22 protein-coding genes and 1 other RNA gene are annotated in these 18,982 nt (G+C 33.6%); 3 read left to right on the plus strand and 20 right to left on the minus strand.

Translation table 11 applies throughout. The annotated features are described in order from the left end of the window. Nucleotides 1-114: 114 nt before the first annotated feature. From LNP04_RS02735 to atpD, 5 genes are all read right to left on the minus strand, one after another. Entirely contained in the window at nt 115-966 is an 852-nt protein-coding gene (locus tag LNP04_RS02735; RefSeq protein WP_324292105.1) for an IS3 family transposase, read from the minus strand. 14 nt (nt 967-980) lie between these two features. Continuing rightward, a complete protein-coding gene (locus tag LNP04_RS02740) occupies nt 981-1,415 on the minus strand; it encodes a hypothetical protein (protein ID WP_229983440.1) in 435 nt (144 codons plus the stop codon). Between the two features lie 191 nt (nt 1,416-1,606). Further along, complete coding sequence (locus LNP04_RS02745; protein ID WP_229985056.1) at nt 1,607-2,437, minus strand: hypothetical protein; 831 nt, start codon at nt 2,435-2,437, stop codon at nt 1,607-1,609. Between the two features lie 78 nt (nt 2,438-2,515). Then, a complete protein-coding gene (locus tag LNP04_RS02750; protein WP_229985057.1) occupies nt 2,516-2,797 on the minus strand; it encodes a F0F1 ATP synthase subunit epsilon in 282 nt (93 codons plus the stop codon). Nucleotides 2,798-2,854: 57 nt separating this feature from the next. Then, on the minus strand, nt 2,855-4,363 hold the full coding sequence (gene atpD / locus LNP04_RS02755; RefSeq protein WP_229986337.1) for a F0F1 ATP synthase subunit beta: 1,509 nt from the start codon (nt 4,361-4,363) through the stop codon (nt 2,855-2,857). Nucleotides 4,364-4,569: 206 nt separating this feature from the next. Here atpD and LNP04_RS02760 point away from each other — a divergent pair, with 206 nt between their 5' ends. Then, nucleotides 4,570-5,490, plus strand: coding sequence for a bifunctional riboflavin kinase/FAD synthetase (locus LNP04_RS02760; RefSeq protein ID WP_229985058.1), 921 nt, complete (start codon nt 4,570-4,572; stop codon nt 5,488-5,490). Here the strand turns inward: LNP04_RS02760 and LNP04_RS02765 are convergent. From LNP04_RS02765 to LNP04_RS02775, 3 genes are all read right to left on the minus strand, one after another. Beyond that, nucleotides 5,487-6,350 (minus strand): GLPGLI family protein, encoded by an 864-nt coding sequence (locus LNP04_RS02765; RefSeq protein WP_229985059.1) that lies wholly within the window; start codon nt 6,348-6,350, stop codon nt 5,487-5,489. The genes LNP04_RS02760 and LNP04_RS02765 overlap by 4 nt on opposite strands. 73 nt (nt 6,351-6,423) lie before the next feature. Further along, nucleotides 6,424-6,636 (minus strand): bacteriocin-like protein, encoded by a 213-nt coding sequence (locus tag LNP04_RS02770; RefSeq protein WP_229985060.1) that lies wholly within the window; start codon nt 6,634-6,636, stop codon nt 6,424-6,426. 222 nt (nt 6,637-6,858) lie between these two features. Continuing rightward, complete coding sequence (locus LNP04_RS02775; protein ID WP_229985061.1) at nt 6,859-7,212, minus strand: MmcQ/YjbR family DNA-binding protein; 354 nt, start codon at nt 7,210-7,212, stop codon at nt 6,859-6,861. 127 nt (nt 7,213-7,339) lie between these two features. On the opposite strand from LNP04_RS02775, the gene LNP04_RS02780 reads away from it, so the two are divergent. After that, nucleotides 7,340-7,996, plus strand: coding sequence for an NAD(P)H-binding protein (locus LNP04_RS02780; RefSeq protein WP_229985062.1), 657 nt, complete (start codon nt 7,340-7,342; stop codon nt 7,994-7,996). 115 nt (nt 7,997-8,111) lie between these two features. Here the strand turns inward: LNP04_RS02780 and LNP04_RS02785 are convergent, their stop codons facing one another. From LNP04_RS02785 to LNP04_RS02830, 10 genes are all read right to left on the minus strand, one after another. Beyond that, a complete protein-coding gene (locus LNP04_RS02785) occupies nt 8,112-8,690 on the minus strand; it encodes a glutathione peroxidase (RefSeq protein WP_229985063.1) in 579 nt (192 codons plus the stop codon). Nucleotides 8,691-8,732: 42 nt separating this feature from the next. Next, the gene (locus LNP04_RS02790) at nt 8,733-9,395 is read right to left on the minus strand and encodes an outer membrane lipoprotein-sorting protein (protein ID WP_229985064.1); all 663 of its coding nucleotides are present in this window, start codon (nt 9,393-9,395) and stop codon (nt 8,733-8,735) included. 116 nt (nt 9,396-9,511) lie between these two features. Next, nucleotides 9,512-10,234 (minus strand): 3-deoxy-manno-octulosonate cytidylyltransferase, encoded by a 723-nt coding sequence (gene kdsB, locus LNP04_RS02795; protein WP_229985065.1) that lies wholly within the window; start codon nt 10,232-10,234, stop codon nt 9,512-9,514. 33 nt (nt 10,235-10,267) lie between these two features. Then, nucleotides 10,268-10,864 carry a hypothetical protein gene (locus tag LNP04_RS02800; protein WP_229985066.1) on the minus strand — a complete coding sequence of 199 codons (597 nt, stop codon included), beginning with the start codon at nt 10,862-10,864 and terminating at the stop codon, nt 10,268-10,270. A 119-nt stretch (nt 10,865-10,983) separates the two neighbouring features. Continuing rightward, nucleotides 10,984-12,237, minus strand: a complete 1,254-nt coding sequence (locus LNP04_RS02805) for a pyridoxal phosphate-dependent aminotransferase (RefSeq protein WP_229985067.1) — start codon at nt 12,235-12,237, stop codon at nt 10,984-10,986. A gap of 237 nt (nt 12,238-12,474) precedes the next feature. Then, nucleotides 12,475-14,190 carry a phospho-sugar mutase gene (locus tag LNP04_RS02810; protein WP_229985068.1) on the minus strand — a complete coding sequence of 572 codons (1,716 nt, stop codon included), beginning with the start codon at nt 14,188-14,190 and terminating at the stop codon, nt 12,475-12,477. A gap of 90 nt (nt 14,191-14,280) precedes the next feature. Continuing rightward, nucleotides 14,281-14,637, minus strand: coding sequence for a four helix bundle protein (locus LNP04_RS02815; RefSeq protein ID WP_229985069.1), 357 nt, complete (start codon nt 14,635-14,637; stop codon nt 14,281-14,283). Nucleotides 14,638-14,711: 74 nt separating this feature from the next. Continuing rightward, nucleotides 14,712-15,413 carry a GIN domain-containing protein gene (locus LNP04_RS02820; protein WP_229985070.1) on the minus strand — a complete coding sequence of 234 codons (702 nt, stop codon included), beginning with the start codon at nt 15,411-15,413 and terminating at the stop codon, nt 14,712-14,714. Nucleotide 15,414: 1 nt separating this feature from the next. Continuing rightward, nucleotides 15,415-16,365 (minus strand): glycosyltransferase family 2 protein, encoded by a 951-nt coding sequence (locus LNP04_RS02825; protein WP_229985071.1) that lies wholly within the window; start codon nt 16,363-16,365, stop codon nt 15,415-15,417. Between the two features lie 17 nt (nt 16,366-16,382). Further along, nucleotides 16,383-16,976: a DUF4199 domain-containing protein gene (locus LNP04_RS02830; protein WP_229985072.1), complete on the minus strand. Its 594-nt coding sequence runs from the start codon at nt 16,974-16,976 to the stop codon at nt 16,383-16,385. Between the two features lie 132 nt (nt 16,977-17,108). Between LNP04_RS02830 and ffs the strand changes: the two genes are divergently transcribed. Then, nucleotides 17,109-17,205, plus strand: an RNA gene (gene ffs, locus LNP04_RS02835) — signal recognition particle sRNA small type. A gap of 66 nt (nt 17,206-17,271) precedes the next feature. Here ffs and LNP04_RS02840 read toward each other — a convergent pair. Beyond that, nucleotides 17,272-17,958 (minus strand): metal-dependent hydrolase, encoded by a 687-nt coding sequence (locus tag LNP04_RS02840; RefSeq protein ID WP_229985073.1) that lies wholly within the window; start codon nt 17,956-17,958, stop codon nt 17,272-17,274. Nucleotides 17,959-18,051: 93 nt separating this feature from the next. Next, nucleotides 18,052-18,981 (minus strand): 1,4-dihydroxy-2-naphthoate octaprenyltransferase, encoded by a 930-nt coding sequence (gene menA / locus LNP04_RS02845; protein ID WP_229985074.1) that lies wholly within the window; start codon nt 18,979-18,981, stop codon nt 18,052-18,054. Nucleotide 18,982 lies beyond the last annotated feature (1 nt).

Genomic DNA, 18,982 nt, shown 5'->3' on the forward strand with positions numbered 1-18,982 from the left:
CAGCAGTTATTTCTAATAAATAAGTTTAGATTCCTACGGAATGACAAACTAACTGTTAATAATGTATGTCCCGTCCTAAAAAATCGATACAGATTATAGGTCAAAAATAAATAATTAAACCAAAGCAAAAACGTTTTTGCTTTGGTTTTTTGTTTTATAGGTTTTCATTTTCAATACGGACTGTTCGTGCATTTGGTTTGGGGTTAAATAATGATTTGAAAAATGAGGTCTTACTTCATTGTATATTTGAATTGACTCATTTACAACCCTTCTTCTTAATTTTGTTTCCATATCGTATTTATCAATATCAAATTCTTGTTTCAAAATTCCATTAATCCTTTCTGCCACTGCATTTTCGTAGGGGTCTGAGTTTTGCGTCATACTACAATTGATGTTGTGCTTTCCCAATAATCTTTGGTATTCATTAGAGCAATACTGCAGACCACGGTCAGAATGATGGATTAACGATTCTAAATTCACTTTTTTATTTTTAAAAGCTTTCTTCAATGCAATTAAACTGCTTTCTGTATTTAAATTATTCGCAACGTGATGCCCAACAATTTTCTTGGAATATGCATCTGTTATTAAACTTAAATAACTCGGATTCTTTCTGTTTCCGATGTAAGTAATATCTGCCACCCAAACTTCATTGGGTTTAGTGATTTGATAGTCCAATATCATATTTCTGTGCTTTCTAAAGCGGTGGTGGGAGTTGGTCGTGACGTGATAACTTCTTTTTGGAACAATCAGTAAATGATTGGCCCGTAAAATACCAAAGAACTTATCTCTGCCAATATTCAGAGCTCCTAAAGGTTCTTTCAACATAAAATACAGCTTTTTACCGCCAATCTTTGGTTGTAGTATACGTTTTTCTTCCACCAATGCGACCACTTGTTGAGCTTTGCTCATTCGCACTGTGCTGCGTTTCAAACTTCTATAATAGACTTGTCTATCCAATCCGGACAATCCACAGGTAAAAACTAAGGTTTCTTTTTCTGTTCTGCGGAAGTTGTTGATTGTGCGGATGCGGAGTTTTTTCTGATATCGATATGGTATTCGCTTTCAGCAAGGTTGATCATCATATCGAAAAAGATAGCCTTTTTATCGGCAATGTAGGCTTGTCTTTCGAGTAAGGCTTTTTGTTTCTCAAGCAGTTTTACTTCAGCCTCCAATTCCATAATTCTTTGTTCAGGAGTTTTTTGCATAGAACTTGGTATTTGATTATCCCAATCAAAGTTACCGTATTTTCTAAGCCAATTGACAATCGTGGAACGAGATTGTATCGCATATTTCTTACGACATTCTGTAATTCCCAATTTTCCTGATTCAATTGCTTTTACAATCTGAACTTTAAAACTCAAACTGTAATCTTTCTGTGTACGCTTTACATAAAGCGATTCCACTGGTTCTTTCATAACGATTCTTTTTTGTGTATCGTTATTTCAGGAATAGACAGTATATAAAATAAAAATCCTGAAAAAATTATTTCTCAGGATTTTTTAAGTTTTGGCTAAAGCCAATTGAACTTTAATTTTTGGTAAACGGGCTAAAGCCCGTTCCTATTGAACAAATTACCTCGCTTTTATTAAAAATTTGTTTAGAAAATTTACTTTTTATCTTTTTCAACTCCATCTTTCACGACTTCACCCACAATTACTTTTTCCTGAATTTTAATAAAATTCGGATCCAAAATTGCCATACGTTCTGCGATTGCTTTGTAAGTGGGATATTTTAAAATCGAAGCTCTTCCCGACATTTCTCTGTATAATGTAAAAGTTTTTCCGCCCGCAGTTTTGATTTGTTTTGTGGTCGTAATGTACTTTCCGATATATTTACTTTTAGCATCATAGATTTCAATGTCGATAAAAGTTTTGTCTGTCACACGATCATCTGAACCGAAACTTACCGGTAAATTGGTAAAATATCCTACAGGAACACCATTGCTTAAAATCTCACCAACACTGTTGACTTCGATGTTTAATTTATCAATTTTTGTCCGCGTTGTGTAAGCTTCTTTGGTTTTAGTATCAAGTTTTCGTTTGGGCATATTTTTGAAAAGCTCATCCAGATTTTTGATGTTGATTCCTCTTTCATCAATAATTTTTAAACCTTTTATGCAAGTATACACAGCAGATTTTTCGTCACCCGAAAATGCAGATGGTGATATGTAATCTAAATCTAAAGTTTTCTCACGATTATACACCCTATTTAATTTCACGTAACTGTCTCGTACTGAATCTACAACACTTTTGTCAACAAATTCAACAGTGAAAATCGGTGTTTCCTTTAAATCCATAAAAGTATATTCATTGGATTTATTGGTAATTTTGGCTACATGAGTTCCGTCGAGACTTACGATTCCTCTTTTAGTTTTTATAATCTGAGCATTCAATATAAAACTCAGAACTGTAAAGAAGATGATTAAACTTTTCTGCATGAATCGGATTTTACAAGGCATAAAAAAAGTGTAACAAAGTTACACTTTCTTGAAAATATATTTAGCTTCTTAATTTAATTATTCGCAAAGGATAATTCCTTTATCGTGATTAAATTCTATCACACCGCTTTTTATAGGATATGAAAAAACAGAGTCTTTTTCATTTTCTTTAGTAAAGTTTTTAGCAAAAGCTTCGTTGATAGAATTTGCATACAATTTAACCTTACCTCCAACTAATGAAGAAACGATTCCTGCGTGGTTTTTCATGATGTGGAATTCACCATTTTTCCCAGGCAACAATACAGAGTTTACGTCTCCTTCAAAAACCACGAATTCTGGTGTTAAAATTTTTATATTCATTTTAAAATTGCTTTTGGCTTTCGGCAAATAGCTATAAGCTATCGACAATCAGCATTATTATGCGTTATCAGCTAACATTTTTTGTCCAGCTTCGATCGCCTCTTCGATAGTTCCTTTCAAGTTGAAAGCAGCTTCCGGTAAGTGATCTAATTCACCATCCATAATCATGTTGAATCCTTTGATGGTATCTTTGATGTCTACCAATGATCCCGGAATACCAGTAAACTGTTCTGCTACGTGGAAAGGTTGAGACAAGAATCTCTGAACTTTTCTAGCTCTGTACACTACAGATTTATCTTCTTCAGAAAGTTCTTCCATACCTAAGATTGCGATGATATCTTGAAGAGCTTTGTATCTCTGAAGAATTTCTTTCACTCTCTGAGCACAGTTATAATGTTCTTCACCGATAATTTCCGGAGCCAAGATTCTTGACGTAGAAGCCAATGGATCTACTGCTGGGTAAATACCTAATGAAGCAATTTTTCTATCTAGTACAGTTGTTGCATCAAGGTGAGCAAACGTTGTAGCAGGAGCCGGGTCAGTTAAATCATCCGCAGGCACGTAAACCGCTTGTACTGAAGTAATTGAACCATTTTTAGTTGAAGTAATTCTTTCCTGCATCGCACCCATTTCAGATGCCAATGTTGGTTGGTAACCTACCGCAGATGGCATACGACCCAATAGTGCAGATACCTCAGAACCAGCCTGTGTAAAACGGAAGATGTTGTCTACGAAGAACAATACGTCTCTACCTTGTCCTGTTTCTCCACCGTCTCTGTAGTACTCAGCTAATGTAAGACCAGAAAGTGCTACTCTAGCTCTTGCTCCTGGCGGCTCATTCATCTGTCCGAAAACGAAAGCAGCTTTAGATTCTTTCATAACCTCTAGGTCAACTTTAGAAAGATCCCAACCACCGTTTTCCATTGAGTGCATAAAATCATCACCGTATTTAATAATACCTGATTCTAGCATCTCTCTCAAAAGGTCATTTCCTTCTCTCGTTCTTTCACCTACTCCGGCAAAAACAGAAAGACCACCGTGTCCTTTTGCAATATTGTTAATCAACTCCTGAATCAATACTGTTTTACCAACACCAGCACCACCGAACAAACCAATTTTACCTCCTTTTGCGTAAGGCTCAACTAAGTCGATTACTTTAATACCTGTGAATAAAACTTCTGCAGAAGTTGAAAGTTGATCAAATTTCGGAGCTGGTCTGTGAATTGGAAGACCACCTTCCTTAGAAATATTTTGAAGCCCGTCGATAGCATCCCCAACAACGTTGAATAGTCTTCCGTTTACAGCTTCACCGATTGGCATCATGATAGGATTACCATATCCTATAACTTCCTGCCCTCTTTGAAGACCGTCTGTAGCATCCATTGCGATACATCTTACTGTATCTTCACCAATATGTTGTTCTACCTCTAAGACTACTTTTTCACCGTTCCCTTTGATAATCTCTAACGCATCATAAATACTAGGAATTGCTTCCACATTATTAAAAACTACGTCGATTACAGGACCAATAATTTGAGAAATTTTTCCTTTAATTTGGTTTGCCATTGCTAAATTTTTTCTTGGTGCAAATATAATGAATCTTAACAAACCTGCAATTCCTAAAAAAAAGATTTTTATCATGCTTTTTCAATAATTTACCATTGTAAAAATTTACTAGTTTCCCAATCATTTTACGGCTGAAAACATTGGTAAATTGTTATATCGATACATTGTTACATAATGTTTATATTTGCTGTCAAAATTTTTCCGTTTTGAATATCTTCAAGAATTTTAAAGATTACCACTCAGAAAAGCCTTTAGCATTGTCTTTAGGGATGTTTGACGGTGTGCATCTTGGCCATAAGTACATTATCGACGAGCTGAAAAAAGTGGGTTCTGAGAATAATTTAGAGACTGCAATCCTTACTTTCTGGCCGCATCCGAGGTTTGTTTTTAATCCAAATGAAGATTTAAAACTTCTCAACACGATTGAGGAAAAGAAATTTCTGATGGAAAAATATACCATCAATAATTTATTTGTAAAAGAATTTGATGATGAATTCAGAAATCTTACCGGAGAAGAATTTGTACGTCAGATTTTAATTGAGAAATTAAATGTAAAATATCTGATCATCGGTTACGACCATTCTTTCGGCAAAAATAAAAGCGGAAATTTTGAATTGCTTCAAAAAATGTCAACAGAACTAGATTTTGAGGTCGAACAAATGGAAGCCATCAATATTCATGAGAATAATATCAGTTCTACCAAGATAAGAAATGCACTTTTAGCAGGAAATATTAAAGAAGCCAACGAAATGTTGGGTTACTCCTACTCTATCTCTGGAACGGTGGTTCATGGGAAGAAATTAGGCAGAACTATCGGCTATCCAACGGCTAATATTTCGACAGAATCCATTAAACTTTTACCTAAAAAAGGTGCTTATATAGTTGAAGTTTTTATAAAAGATCAACTATATAAAGGAATGTTGAGCGTCGGAACAAACCCAACCGTTAATGGAGAAAAACTAACTATTGAAGTTTATATTCTTGATTTTGAGGGAGATATTTATGATGAAAACATCACTGTGAAATTCAGAGATTTTCTGCATGAGGAAATCAAATTTGAAGGTTTGGATAAATTGATTGAAAGATTGGATGAGGATAAAAGATTGACGGAAGAGTTTCTTTTTTAGTTTTCTAATTCTAACGGATTTGCATATTTTTTATTTTCTTCTATTGCCTTTTCTCTTTCTTTTTCTCTTTGTCTTAACATTTCTTTTCCTTCTAGAATGGTAGTTCCATAGCTTGCAAGTTCAGCAGCCAAATTAGCTCTTGCATTTCTTTGTGCCTGTTTAAGTTTGGGCTGTGTAGTTTCTATCGCTTCAGTATATCTGCTTTTCTTAATGTTAACCAATTTTCCTTTTAATTTAGAATCAGATACAGATCTTACCAATTCGAAGTCAAAATCTCCTTTATCATCCATGATTTTTATAATTAATCCCGGTAATCCGCTAAATTTCATAGGACCGTAAGGAAACGGAATTTCGGGGGAATACCATGCAATCCAGTTTCTTCCTTTAAAGGTAACTTCCGCTTTTTTACAATTGATGGTATTGATTACTTTAACTTCATCTACAAGTTTCCAATTGTTTATTACCGATTCTTTATAGGTGAGTAATGACATTCCTGCATAATCAAAATACTGTATATTTTTATTTGATTGTATGATGGTAAAGTTAAAATTCGTTTTTGGAATCACTATCCCTTTTTTCCAACCAACAGTTGTACTACCATCGGAATTCTGGGTTCGTGTTCTAGAATTAGCCATTACCGAATCGCCTTTCAGAGATATAACATCTGCAAAAAATGCACGATTATCGCCTACTTGTAATGAAAAAAATTCTTCAGCTCTAAGATCATTTCGTGTGTCGAATTTAGCTTTTAACAGATAAGTAAACTCACCACGCAATGTATCTTTTTTGTTCGAGTGAGCAGATATTAAAACACTACAAAATAAAACTAACAGATGAAATAGTTTTTTATGATAATACATAAGCTATAAATTATAAATAAAATTGCACTTACAGAGTAATTATTACTACTATAAGTGCATCGATGTACATTAATTAAGCAAGATGTATAGCATCATTACCACTGTAAACTGGTTTCGGACAGTAATATGCTTCAAGTTTTGCTTCCCATTCGTCAACTTGTTGATAAGTCCAGTCTTGGGTAGTCATAGCAGATACTCCACAAGAGGTTTCTACAAACCATGTTTGTCTCTCGCCTGCCTTTACTGTTTTAAGATCATTTCGAGATAATTTTTTAAAATTTTTCATTGAATAAAATTTTTTGATTAATAATAAATTTGTGTTTAAACTTTTTTGCGCATTTGGGTTTTAACGCTTCAAAGAAAAAAAATAAAAGTAATATTCACAATAGTAATTATCACTTTTTATTGACAAATTTATTATGTTAAATAACTAATTATATGACAGTTATATTTAAATACAAGTTCAAAATAAATAAAAATAATCAAATTACATTAACTGAAAATCAATTTAAGAATTCTCAATCTCCTCTTTCGATTTTTTCGTTAAAGATTTAAAAACCAAATCATAAGAATGATCGATCAATTTTAAAATTAACTGTTTTTTCAAACCATCAATTGCGACTGAGTTCCAATGCGTTTTATTCATGTGAAAGGCTCCGGTAATCTGCGGATGTTGCTCACGAAGTTCTGCACTCCATTCGGGATCGGTTTTTACTGCGATTGTCAAAGGTTGTTTTTCTAAAGACATCAACAAAAACATTTTTGTGGCTACTTTCATCACAAGCGTTTCATTATCAAAAGGAAAAGTTTCGGTAACTCCTTTTTTGGATAAGCAATAATCTAAAATTTCGTTGGCATCCATTTTTTATAAGTAATATTTAGTAGGTGATGACTGATGGTAAAATAATTAATTCTTAAACTTTGGTCTAAATTTAGTAAATTTAAGAAAGAAATCTCAGGATTTTAAACATCCATAAATCAAAATTATTATGAAAGCTTTGGTCATTGGTGCAACAGGCGCTACAGGAAAAGATTTGGTTAAACAGTTATTGAGCGATAAAGATTTCGAGCAGGTAGATGTTTTTGTACGTAAACCATTAACTATTCAAAACGAAAAACTGAAAACCCACATTGTTGATTTTGAAAAGCCTGAAGAATGGAAAGATTCAGTAAAAGGTGATGTTGCTTTTTCATGTCTGGGAACTACGCTCAAAGATGCCGGAAGTAAAGAAGCACAGAGAAAAGTTGATTATGACTATCAGTTTCAGTTTGCGAAAGCTGCCAAAGATAATAATGTGGAAGATTATATTTTAGTTTCCGCATACGGAGCCAATCCTCAATCGAAAATTTTCTATTCTAAAATGAAGGGCGAATTAGAAGATGCGGTGAGAAAACTACATTTTAATAAAATAACTATTTTCAAACCAGGAATGCTTGAAAGAAAAGATTCTGAAAGATCCGGCGAAGTTTTAGGCAGTAGAATTATCAAATTTGCCAATAAACTCGGTCTTTTTGAAAGTCAGAAACCTCTGCCTACAAATGTTTTAGCTAAGGCAATGATTAATTCGAGCAAGATAAAAAGTAACGGTTACTCAAGTATTAAATTGGGAAATATTTTTGGCTTTGCAGAGAAAAGTAATGAATAACTTGATGTTAACTACAAATCGTTAATGGTCAATTTTGAAACATAAATATCCAAAACAATAAACTCCGCTCAGAAAAATTCTAAGCGGAGTTTATTTTATTTAATACTAAGATTTTTTATTTCAAATACTTCGTAATCGCTTCATCAGTAGGTTTTGTGGTACTGATAAATGAATCTACTAACTTACCGTTTTCATCAACCAAAAATTTAGTGAAATTCCAAAGAATGCTTGTGTTTTTTACTCCATTCAATTCTTTTTCGGTCAGATATTTAAAAATTGGTGCGATGTCATCTCCTTTTACAGAAACTTTTGCAGCTAATGGAAATGTTACGCCATAATTTTTCTGGCAAAATGCTCCGATCTCAACGTTTGAACCAGGTTCCTGTCCGCCAAAATTGTTGGCAGGAAATCCTATAACAACTAACTTATCTTTATATTCGTTCGATAATTTTTCAAGATCAGCATATTGAGGCGTGAAACCACATTCTGAAGCTGTATTCACGATAAGAATTTTCTTTCCTTTGAAGTCAGCAAAATTGATTTCTTTCCCTTCTTCAAGAGCTTCTACTTTGTAATCGTATATTGTTTTTCCCATAAGTTCTTTACTTTTAGCTTTAGAAACGTCGGTCTTTTTCTGAGCGCAGCTGTTAAAAAATGCTACGAAAGAAAGTAATATTAAAAAGATTTTTTTCATTTTTATTTAATTTACTGCTTTGCTGTTATGTTAATTCAAGTATTAAAATTTAAAAATATTGGCAGGAAATACTTTATTTATTTCCACTTTGTTCAGAAGCATGACGTAGTCTCCGTCTTTTTTTGTGCTTGCAGATTCTATTCTGAACGGCATAACCAAGTTACCTACTTTTTTATAATCTGAATAATTTAATGTTTCTTCTTTTTTCACTTCTTTTAAAAGCATAAAAGATTTGGTATCAAAATAATACAGATTTTTATTTACATTTTTTGTAAGTTCCACCTTATGACAGTAGATATCTCCTACTTTTTCTTTGCCTAAATATTTAGCTTCAAATCCTTTGTTCTCCCAGTCGATAAAATCATTATCAAAACTTTCCGGAACATATTCTGCGTAGACCTGAAGTTTATTGGCTGCGTAATTCATTGCATACCCTTTAGTTCCGTCGTAGCCTTCAATTGCGGTATCTTTTCCGTTGATTGTAAGAACCGTTTTGGTTAAATTAGGTCTTTGCTGATATATCTTAATAGGATATTCATCTTTAATTCCCAAGATTACTTTTCCCTGAAGTAATACTGAATTTAAAAGCTTCCAGCTCGTTAGTCCTCCGGATAATTCAATGTTTTTATCAATAATTTCTTTAGCGGTCTGAGCGAAAGATAGTTGCGAAAATATAAGGACGAATACTAAAAGTAATTTCTTCATTCAATCATTTTTATCAAGTCAAATATAAGGTTTTTTAATTTGAAAATTTGAGAATCAGTCAATTTGAAAATGAATGACGATAACAAAACATTTTCAAATATCAAATTACCAAATTTTCAAATTAATTTTCTCGCCTTTTCCAAATCTTCCGGTGTATCAATCCCGACTCCAATGAAATTGGTTTCTATCAGTTTGATTTTCATCCCATATTCCAGGTAACGTATGCATTCTATTTTTTCAGAAATTTCAAGAGGTTTCATTTCCAGTTTTGAAAACTGAAGCAAAGCATGTTTTCTGAAAGCGTAAACTCCAATGTGCTTAAAATAATCAACATCATAAGAAACTTCTCTGTGAAAAGGAATTACCGAACGACTGAAATACAGTGCAAAACCATTGTTATCAGTAATTACCTTTACATTATTCGGGTTTTCAATTTCTTCTTTTTCGTGAAGTTTTATTTTTAACGAAGCTAAGGAAATTTCCTGATTTTCATCTTCTTTAAAAACCTGAATCAGTTGCTTTAAAGGTTCTAATTTTAAAAACGGCTCGTCTCCCTGAACGTTGATCACAATATCACAGTCGATATTCTGTACAGCTTCTGCAATTCGGTCGCTTCCCGTTTCGTGTTGTCCCGTCATTACAGCTTTTCCGCCGTTATTTTCAATCTCGTTAAAAATAATTTCTGAATCTGTTGCCACAAAAACTTCATCAAAAAGCCCAGTTTCTACAACATTTTGATAGGTTGTTGTAATGACTGTTTTTTTACCCAAAATCTGCATCAGTTTTGCGGGAAAACGGCTGGCTTCGTAACGCGCAGGAATAACAGCGATAATTTTCATTTTATTTAAATATAAATTATTAAAAGTGATTTTTTAGTTTAAATAATTAACTAAAAAGATAATTCCGTAAATCCATGAGATGTACAGAAACGAATAAAAAAATCCGAAAGCAAAACTTTTCAGTAAGTTGCCTTTACATTTCCTTGAATTTTTAAATACTAATCGTAAAGCTCGGAAAAAAATCCAATATAGCATGGCGACAAAAAATAAAATCGTCGCCCAAAAGAAAACTCCTAAGAAATATAATAGAAAAACAAGAACAACTGTAAATAAAATCCATAAAATAACCGAAAGTATTACACCACCACATCCTTCTGCGTCGCCTAAATCAGGAACATCGAAATCTAAGCCATCAATTTTAGGAGTTTTGTCAACATATTTTTTAATTCTTTCCTTATGTAAAATATGACCTACATTATCTTTAAGTTTCAAACCAAAATATAATCCTGCAGTAATAAACACAAAAAATGTTGTAGCTAAAATGGAAGTTGATAATATAGAATTTTGAAATAAAGATCTGTGAGAATTTGTTCCGGAAAGCCAAACACTCAGAATAACTAAAATGATAATTGCCAACGTTGAGTAGCTTAACCATTTTGTTTCAAGAAAAGTTCTCCTCTGAAATTTCATCAATAAATTATGGATAATTTTTAATTAAATATTTCGGTTAAAAAAATTGCCGAAGTACAAACCTTCGGCAATTTTATGTGATTTTTCTTAAAGTTCAAATTCTACAATAAACTAAAAAATTATTTCAAATTATTTAAAGCATTCTCTAATTTTGGCATCATTACTTCAATTTCAGTGATATCTAAACCTCCAACAGAAGCTCTGAACCAAGGCTCAGATTTAGCCTCTCCAAATGCTGAGAAAGGAACTAAAGCAACTCCTGCATCATTGATTAAATAGAAAACTAAGTCTGAAGAATTTTCAATGACCGTTCCGTCAGGTTTTGTTTTTCCGATGTAATCTAATTTTATGGTCAGATAAAGCGCTCCCATCGGTTCGATGCTTTCTACTGCTAAACCTTTAGCTTTTAAATCCTGAATTCCGTTGTGAAGAACTTTCAGACTCGCTTCCAGTTTTCTTTTAAAATCATTGATGAATGTGTTTACATTATCAGCATTCTGGAAATATTTTGCCGTTGCTTCCTGCTCCGGTTTTGGTGCCCAAGCTCCAACGTGAGTCAACAAAGCCTTCATCTTATCAATTACGTTGGCAGGACCAAATCCCCAACCAACACGAACTCCAGTCGCTGCCAGACATTTAGAAATACCTTCGATATAAATTGTAAATTCTCTCATTTCAGGGAAAAGAGAAACCGGATCAACGTGTTTTGCACCGAAAGTAAGATTAGAATAAATCTGATCATACATTAAATATAACGGCTTTTCGTCTGCACCTCTTTTGCTGTTTTCCTCCAAAATCATTTCACAGATTTCTCTCAATTGAGCTTCCGTGAACATAGTTCCTGTAGGATTTAATGGCGAACAAAGTGCTAAAAGAACAGCTCCGCTTAAGTGAGGTCTCAAATCATCAGCAGTCGGTAAGAAATTGTTTTCTGGAGTTGTCTTCACCTCAATTGCATCAGCAGAAGTAAGATATGCGTAATGATTGTTGTTCCAAGAAGGTGTAGGATAAATTACCTTATCGCCTTCGTCAACAATTACTTTATAAACCGCATAAATCAACGGTCTTGAACCTGCTGTAATTAAAATATCATTCGCTGAATAATCTAAATTCCATCTTGTTTTCAAGTCTTTTGAAACTTCATTTCTCAAAGACAATAATCCGTTTGCAGGCGGATAATTGGTTAAATTATTCTGATACGCTTTCTGAATTTCTTCTTTTAATTCTGCAGGAATCGGGTAAAGATTAGAATTCAAATCACCAATCGTAAGATTAGCAATCTCTGCTCCTTTCGCCTTTAAATCATTTACTTCGTTACCAATTTTTACAATTTCAGAACCAATGAGGTTCGCTGCTAATTTTGAAACTTTCACTTTTATTTACTTTTAATATATTATTTTTTAGGCTGCAGGAATTATATTATAGGAACCGTTATTTGTTCTAATTTTAACGCAAAGTTTGCAAAGTTTTTTTTAACAACTAACTGTTTTTAAGTTCGCAAAGGCGTTTGACTACGTCGAATCTTCGATTTCACTCAGCAAAGAACACAAGGTATTTGCTATTACTTATATAATTTAATATTATCTAAATCTAATTTCTGCAACCTTATTTTAATTTAACTGAAGATCTTTTCTTACTTCTTCTATTTTTTGTTCTAAAGATTTTAGAGTTGATTCAAAATCTTCTTTTGAGTTTAAATTTTGTTTCACAGAAACGTAAAATTTGATTTTTGGTTCTGTTCCTGAAGGTCTTACGCAAACTTTTGTGCCGTCCTGTGTGTAATAAATTAAAACATTTGATTTTGGAATATCATCCATTACGTGTTTCTGATTTTCAGAAACTACAAAATTGGTTTGCTCCTTAAAATCTTTTACTTCTTCAACCAATGAACCAGCCAAAGATTTCGGAGGATTTTCACGGAAATTCTTCATCATATTCTGAATTTCTTCTGCTCCGTCTCTACCTTTTTTAACGATATTAATTAAACCTTCGTAATACATTCCGGTTTCCTGATAAATTTCAATAAGGTATTCGTACATCGTTCTTCCGTTGGCTTTGCACCAAGCTGCAATTTCACAAGCCAAAATAATGCTTCCACAAGAATCTTTATCGCGAACGAAATCTCCCGTCATAAATCCGAAACTTTCTTCACCACCACAAATGAATTTTTCCTGACCTTCAAAATCACGAATCATTTTTCCGATCCATTTGAAACCTGTTAATCCAACTTTACAGTCAACACCGAATTTTTCAGCAATATCAAAGAAAATATCTGAAGTTACAATCGTAGAACCGATGAATTCTTTTCCTGTAATTTTTCCTTGTTTTTTCCATTGGTCTAAAATATAATAAGTTAAAATGGTATTACATTGATTTCCATTCAATAACTGAATTTCACCTTCCAGATTTCTCACCGCAATTCCTAATCTGTCACCATCAGGATCTGTTCCGATGACGATATCTGCATTGGTGATTTTAGCTAAATCCATTGCCATTTCCAAAGCTGCAGGCTCTTCCGGATTCGGAGAATCTACCGTCGGGAAATTTCCACTTGGAATCATCTGTTCTTTAACCAAGTCAATTTTCTTAAAACCTGCTTTTTTCAAAGCTTGAGGAACTGTAGTATAGGTCGTTCCGTGAATTGATGTGAAAACGATATTTAAATTTCCTTTTTCAACATCTTGGTAAGTTGAATTTTCGATACAGGCATCAATGTAAACATCATCCTGCTCCTCTCCGATCCATTCGATTAAATCATCATTTCCGTTAAATTTAATTTCTTCAAATTTCACAGAATATACTTCATTGATAATCGCCTCATCATGTGGCGGAACTATCTGTGCACCGTCATTCCAATAAACTTTATACCCATTATATTCTGGCGGATTGTGTGAAGCTGTCAACACAATTCCTCCGTTGCATTTTCTGTCACGAACAGTAAAAGACAATTCCGGAGTTGGTCTGTGGTTTTTGAAAAGCAAAACTTTAATTCCGTTTGCTGTTAAAACATCAGCAACCAATTTCCCAAATTCCTTTGAGTTATTTCTTACATCATAAGCAATTGCAACGCTAATTTCCTCACCTTGAAATTGCTGTAGCATATAATTCGCAAGTCCCTGTGTTGCTTGACCTAACGTGTATTTATTTAAACGATTGGTTCCAACACCCATAATTCCTCTCATTCCTCCTGTTCCGAATTCTAATTCTCTGTAAAAAGAATCTTCCAAATCCGGAGAATTGCTGTCAATTAATAATTGAACAGCATCTTTTGTTTCCTTATCGAAGGTATCGCTTAACCAAAGCTTTGCTTTTTCTAATGTTGTCATATTTTTGTAAATTCTTGGCTGGAAGTTGGAAGATGGAGGCCGGGAGTTTTCCAGCTTCTAACTTCTAATTTCACGTTTATTTATTGTTTATTATTCTTTTATTTGATTTCTGAAAGCTATGATTTGATTCATTAAGCTGTAGCTTTCATTATATAATTTATTAAACTCTTCTTCTGAAATATATTTTCTGTTTTTTGCTTTGTAAAGGCAAGTAACTACTTCAGCTAATGATCTTATTGAATAACCTAAAAATTTTCTAAACTCTAATTTAGATTGCAAAATACTTCCTTCAGAAATATTTAATGCAATAGAATCAGAAGCTCTTCTGATTTGAGAAGTTAAATTAAAAGCTTCATCTTTTGGAAAATTAAAAGTTATTTTATAAATACTTTCTCCAAAATCCATAGATTTCTGCCAAATAATTAACTTTTCAAATTTAAAACTCATTTCATTTGTATTGATTATTTATATTGAATTTTCAAACCTACTTAACTTCCATCATCTAGCATCAAACTTCCAGCCTAATCTAATTTCTTGTTTTCTACTCTCGTCGTCTTATCAACTTTAAAAACTCTGATCGGATCATTGTAATAAACAAATTTCGCAGTATTCTTCACAGTTCCTTTGAGTGAATCTTTAACGTTAACTTCAGCATAATTTCCATTTTGAGAATCCAGATTAAGATTGGTTATTTTCCAATACGGAGCAATCAAACTTGCTGTATCTGAGATCTTTATCACTGCATCTTTGGTTTCACCCAAAAAATTGGCGCGGCTTCGGTTCAGCATTTCCACTTCTGCTCTTCTTGTGTTTACTGAACCCATAAAAGTAGCATTATTTTTTAAATTGAGTCTAAAATTATCGGTTTTAATTTCGCTGGAGATATTCATTTCAACAGAATCTGAAAGAGAAACTTTTTCCAAGTTGTACTTAGAATAAATCGTCACATTGTAGAAATCTACCCCTTTTGTTCTTCTGCCTTCTTTGATAGAAAGAGTTTTATCATCTACGTCAACATCCAGATTATCAGCAATATTGGGATAGGTTTCTATTTCAACAAAATTTTTAGGACCTCGTGCATAAAATACACGGAATTTTCCGTCTAAATCTAAATTGACAAATTCTTCGACATCAATTTCCTTTTTTTCTAAGTTGCCTTTTGGAGAAATTTTTCCGCAGGAAACCAAAGCTAAAAATGAAAGTACATAAAAAATCTTTTTCATCTTATATCACTTCGTCAATATTATAGTTCTTATGTTCTCTGTTTGTTCTGATGATCATTTCACCTAAAAATCCTGCAATGAAAAGCAAAGTTCCCATAAGCATCATTGTTAATGCAATGAAAAACCATGGATTATTGGTGATTAAATGTCCGTAAATTCCTCTTGCGACATCAATTAATTTTGAAATACCCAGCCAAAAAGCAGAGAGAAAACCTACGATGAACATGATGGTTCCAACTGCTCCAAAGAAATGCATCGGCCTACCACCGAAACGACTAACAAACCAAAGGGTTACCAAATCTAAAAATCCGCGAACGAATCTTTCTGTACCAAATTTTGAAGTACCGTAAGGTCTTGCCTGGTGTGGAACTTCTTTTTCTGTAATTCTTCTGAAACCTGCATTCGCCGCCAAAACCGGGATATAACGATGCATATCTCCATATACATCAATCGATTTTACAACCTGTTTTTTATAAGCTTTCAGACCACAGTTAAAGTCATGCAAATACACTCCCGAAACTTTTCTCGCCGCAGCATTGAATAGTTTTGAAGGTACATTTTTGGTCATGACATTGTCAAAACGTTTCTTTTTCCAGCCGGAAACGATGTCGTAATTATCTTCAATCACCATTCTGTACAGCTCAGGAATTTCTTCCGGAAAATCCTGTAGATCGGCATCCATTGTAATGATTACATCACCATTTGTTCTTGCAAAAGCTGCGTGTAAAGCTTGGGATTTCCCGTAATTTTTTGAAAATTTTATTCCGTGGATCTGTGGATGCTGAACTTTTAAATTCTCAATAATGCTCCACGATAAATCTGTACTTCCGTCATCGATAAACCAAACTTCATAAGATAAGCTATTGGTTTTGCAAACGTTATCAATTCTTGTAAAAAGCTCTTCGAGAGATTCTTCCTCATTAAGCAACGGAATAACTATAGATAAATTCATTTAATTTTAATAAAAAATTATTCTTCAATGATTTCTTCAGGCATTGTTTTCTTTCTGAAAAACGCCCCGAAAAATACTGACAAAACTACGTAAAATATAAGAATTGCCGCAAAATATCCTGAAAAATGACTGGCCGTCAACATATCTTTTCCCTTAATTGTTTTAGGATCAAATCTCTGAAGACCTTCCTGATATTTTTGCTCAAGCTCGTCGATGTCTTTTTGGTGTTTCAAAATCTTTTTTGCAGACAAATATTCTTTGTCCAGTTCTGATTTTTGTCTCTGAACATATTGGTAATTAAGAAGATCTTTTGCATCGGTATCAATGAAATTTAGGAAAGAAAAAATGCTTACAATTGATAAAATTCCGCCTACAAACATCGGAACAAAAGCTCTTTTGAACGCTTCTCTGAAGCCCATTCTATACTTATTCCAACGTGATTTTACAGACCAAAACGCTGCTAGAGCGTAAAAGATCGGCAACACGAATGCGTTGACTTTCAACGAAGTATCAAAATACTCAACTCCTGAAAAGAGAAAATAAACTACAAAAAAGATCAACATTGTAGCTGCATACAATAAAATTCCTAAGGTTACTGGACTTTTCGTCATAATTCTGATTTTTAGAAAATTTCTTGAAAAATATTGGTCTAAATTTCAACGGTTTAGCTGTCATAAAGGGTTTTTCTAAGATTTTTTCTGTAATAATATTTTTAAGTTTACAATTAATTCCTATCTTTGCAACGGCAAGTCCTAAACAACCAGCTCCTAAGAATCCTCCAGGGTGGGAACGCAGCAAAGGTAATTGGTTGAGCGGTGTGATTTAGGTAGCTTGCCATTTTTTATTTTTATAAATAAAGAGATTAAGATGATTTTATTTAAATTACTTAATCTCTTTATTTTTTTGTTATATATCGAAACTTTCGCCTAGTTTTGGAAGAATCAATTCAACATTTTTATCACTGAAATTTTTCACAGCGTTCTCATGATCAATCTCAATTGCCGGGAAAGTATCAAAATGACATCCGATTACTTTTGGAGTTTTCAATAATTCTGCTGCTGCAAAAGCTGCTTTTCTTGAACACATGGTGTAATGACCTCCAATCGGAAGGATTGAAAGATCTAAATGACCATATAAAGCAGGAAACAACTGCATATCTGCCATTACTCCGGTATCACCCGCCAAATACACGTTTTTACCTTCAGGAAGTCTGAAAATATATCCCGCAGGAACTCCACCATAACTTCCGTCAGGGAATGAACTTGTATGATGAGCCGGAACCATAGAGATTTTTAAATCACCGATTTTTGCCGATCCACCCAAATTCACATCGTCTTTATTTTGAGCATCTTTGAAGTATGCACAGATTTCTGGCTGACCGATAATGGTAGCTTCAGGATAGTGTTGTAAAACCTCTCCTACGTCAGCAATGTGATCACCGTGAGCATGAGTGATCAAAATATAATCGATTTTCTGTGCAGTAATATCAAATCCTGATTCTGCTTTTTTATAGTTGTAAAAAGGGTCACAAAGAATTGTTTTTTCTTTGTACGTGAACAAGAAACAGTTTTGTCCTAAGTATTGTATTTTCATTTTTAATTTATTTTTATTAAACACCAATTACACAAATTTTCTCACGAATAGCACTATTAAAACAGTGCATTTGATAAGAAAAATACAAGTTTATTAACTGAAAAAATTAAGTCCGAAAGCAGTAAGAACAGCCATCATAAAGGTTATTATTCCCACTTGTTTTAAGAAAGGATCAAGTTCTTTCGGCTCTTTCACTTGCATTATTTTTCTTCTCAGTTTTGCAAGAGGCAATAAAAGAATCATCACAATGAAAACATAATATTGCTTCGATTGAATGAAACCGTTCATTGCTAAAAAAATTAGGATCAAAATCAAAGGAAACTGCAACAAAACCATTTCGTAAATCATTGCGTTTCTGAAGCCCATCCTCAGTGCAAGACTGTTTTTACCCGATAATCTGTCGCTTTCAATATCGCGCATATTATTCAGGTTTAAAACCGCCATACTCATCATTCCTACAGCGGCTCCCGGTAAAAGCATATCCCAGCTGAATGTTTTTGTGAAAAGAAAATAGCTTCCGCAAACCGATACCAAACCAAAGAAAATGAAAACAAAAACGTCTCCCAATCCCATATATCCATAAGGTTTCTTACCAACAGTATAACCAATTGCTGCTAAAATACTCGCCACACCCAAACCAATAAAGATGTAAAACTCATTCATAAAATCTGGAATGAAAGCCAAATATAAAAGCGCAACCGTTGCCACAAAAGATAAAACAGAGAATATAATAACTGCATTTTTCATCTGCTTTGCCGTAATTTTTCCCGAGGCTACTGCTCTTGCTTCTGCCTCGCCGATTCTTTTAGCATCGGTACCTTTTACACCATCGCCATAATCATTGGCATAGTTTGATAAAACCTGATACAATAGCGTCACTAAAAGTGCCAAAGCAAATATTTTCCAGTCCCAGGTACCGCCTTCGCCCCAAAGTCTCCATTTTGCGATGAATGACCCCATGATAATTCCGCTCAGAGAAAGCGGTAATGTTCTAAGCCTTGCAGCCTTTATCCAATCTGACATT

It is taken from the genome of Chryseobacterium sp. C-71 (assembly GCF_020911865.1).
Classification (GTDB): Bacteria; Bacteroidota; Bacteroidia; order Flavobacteriales; family Weeksellaceae; genus Chryseobacterium.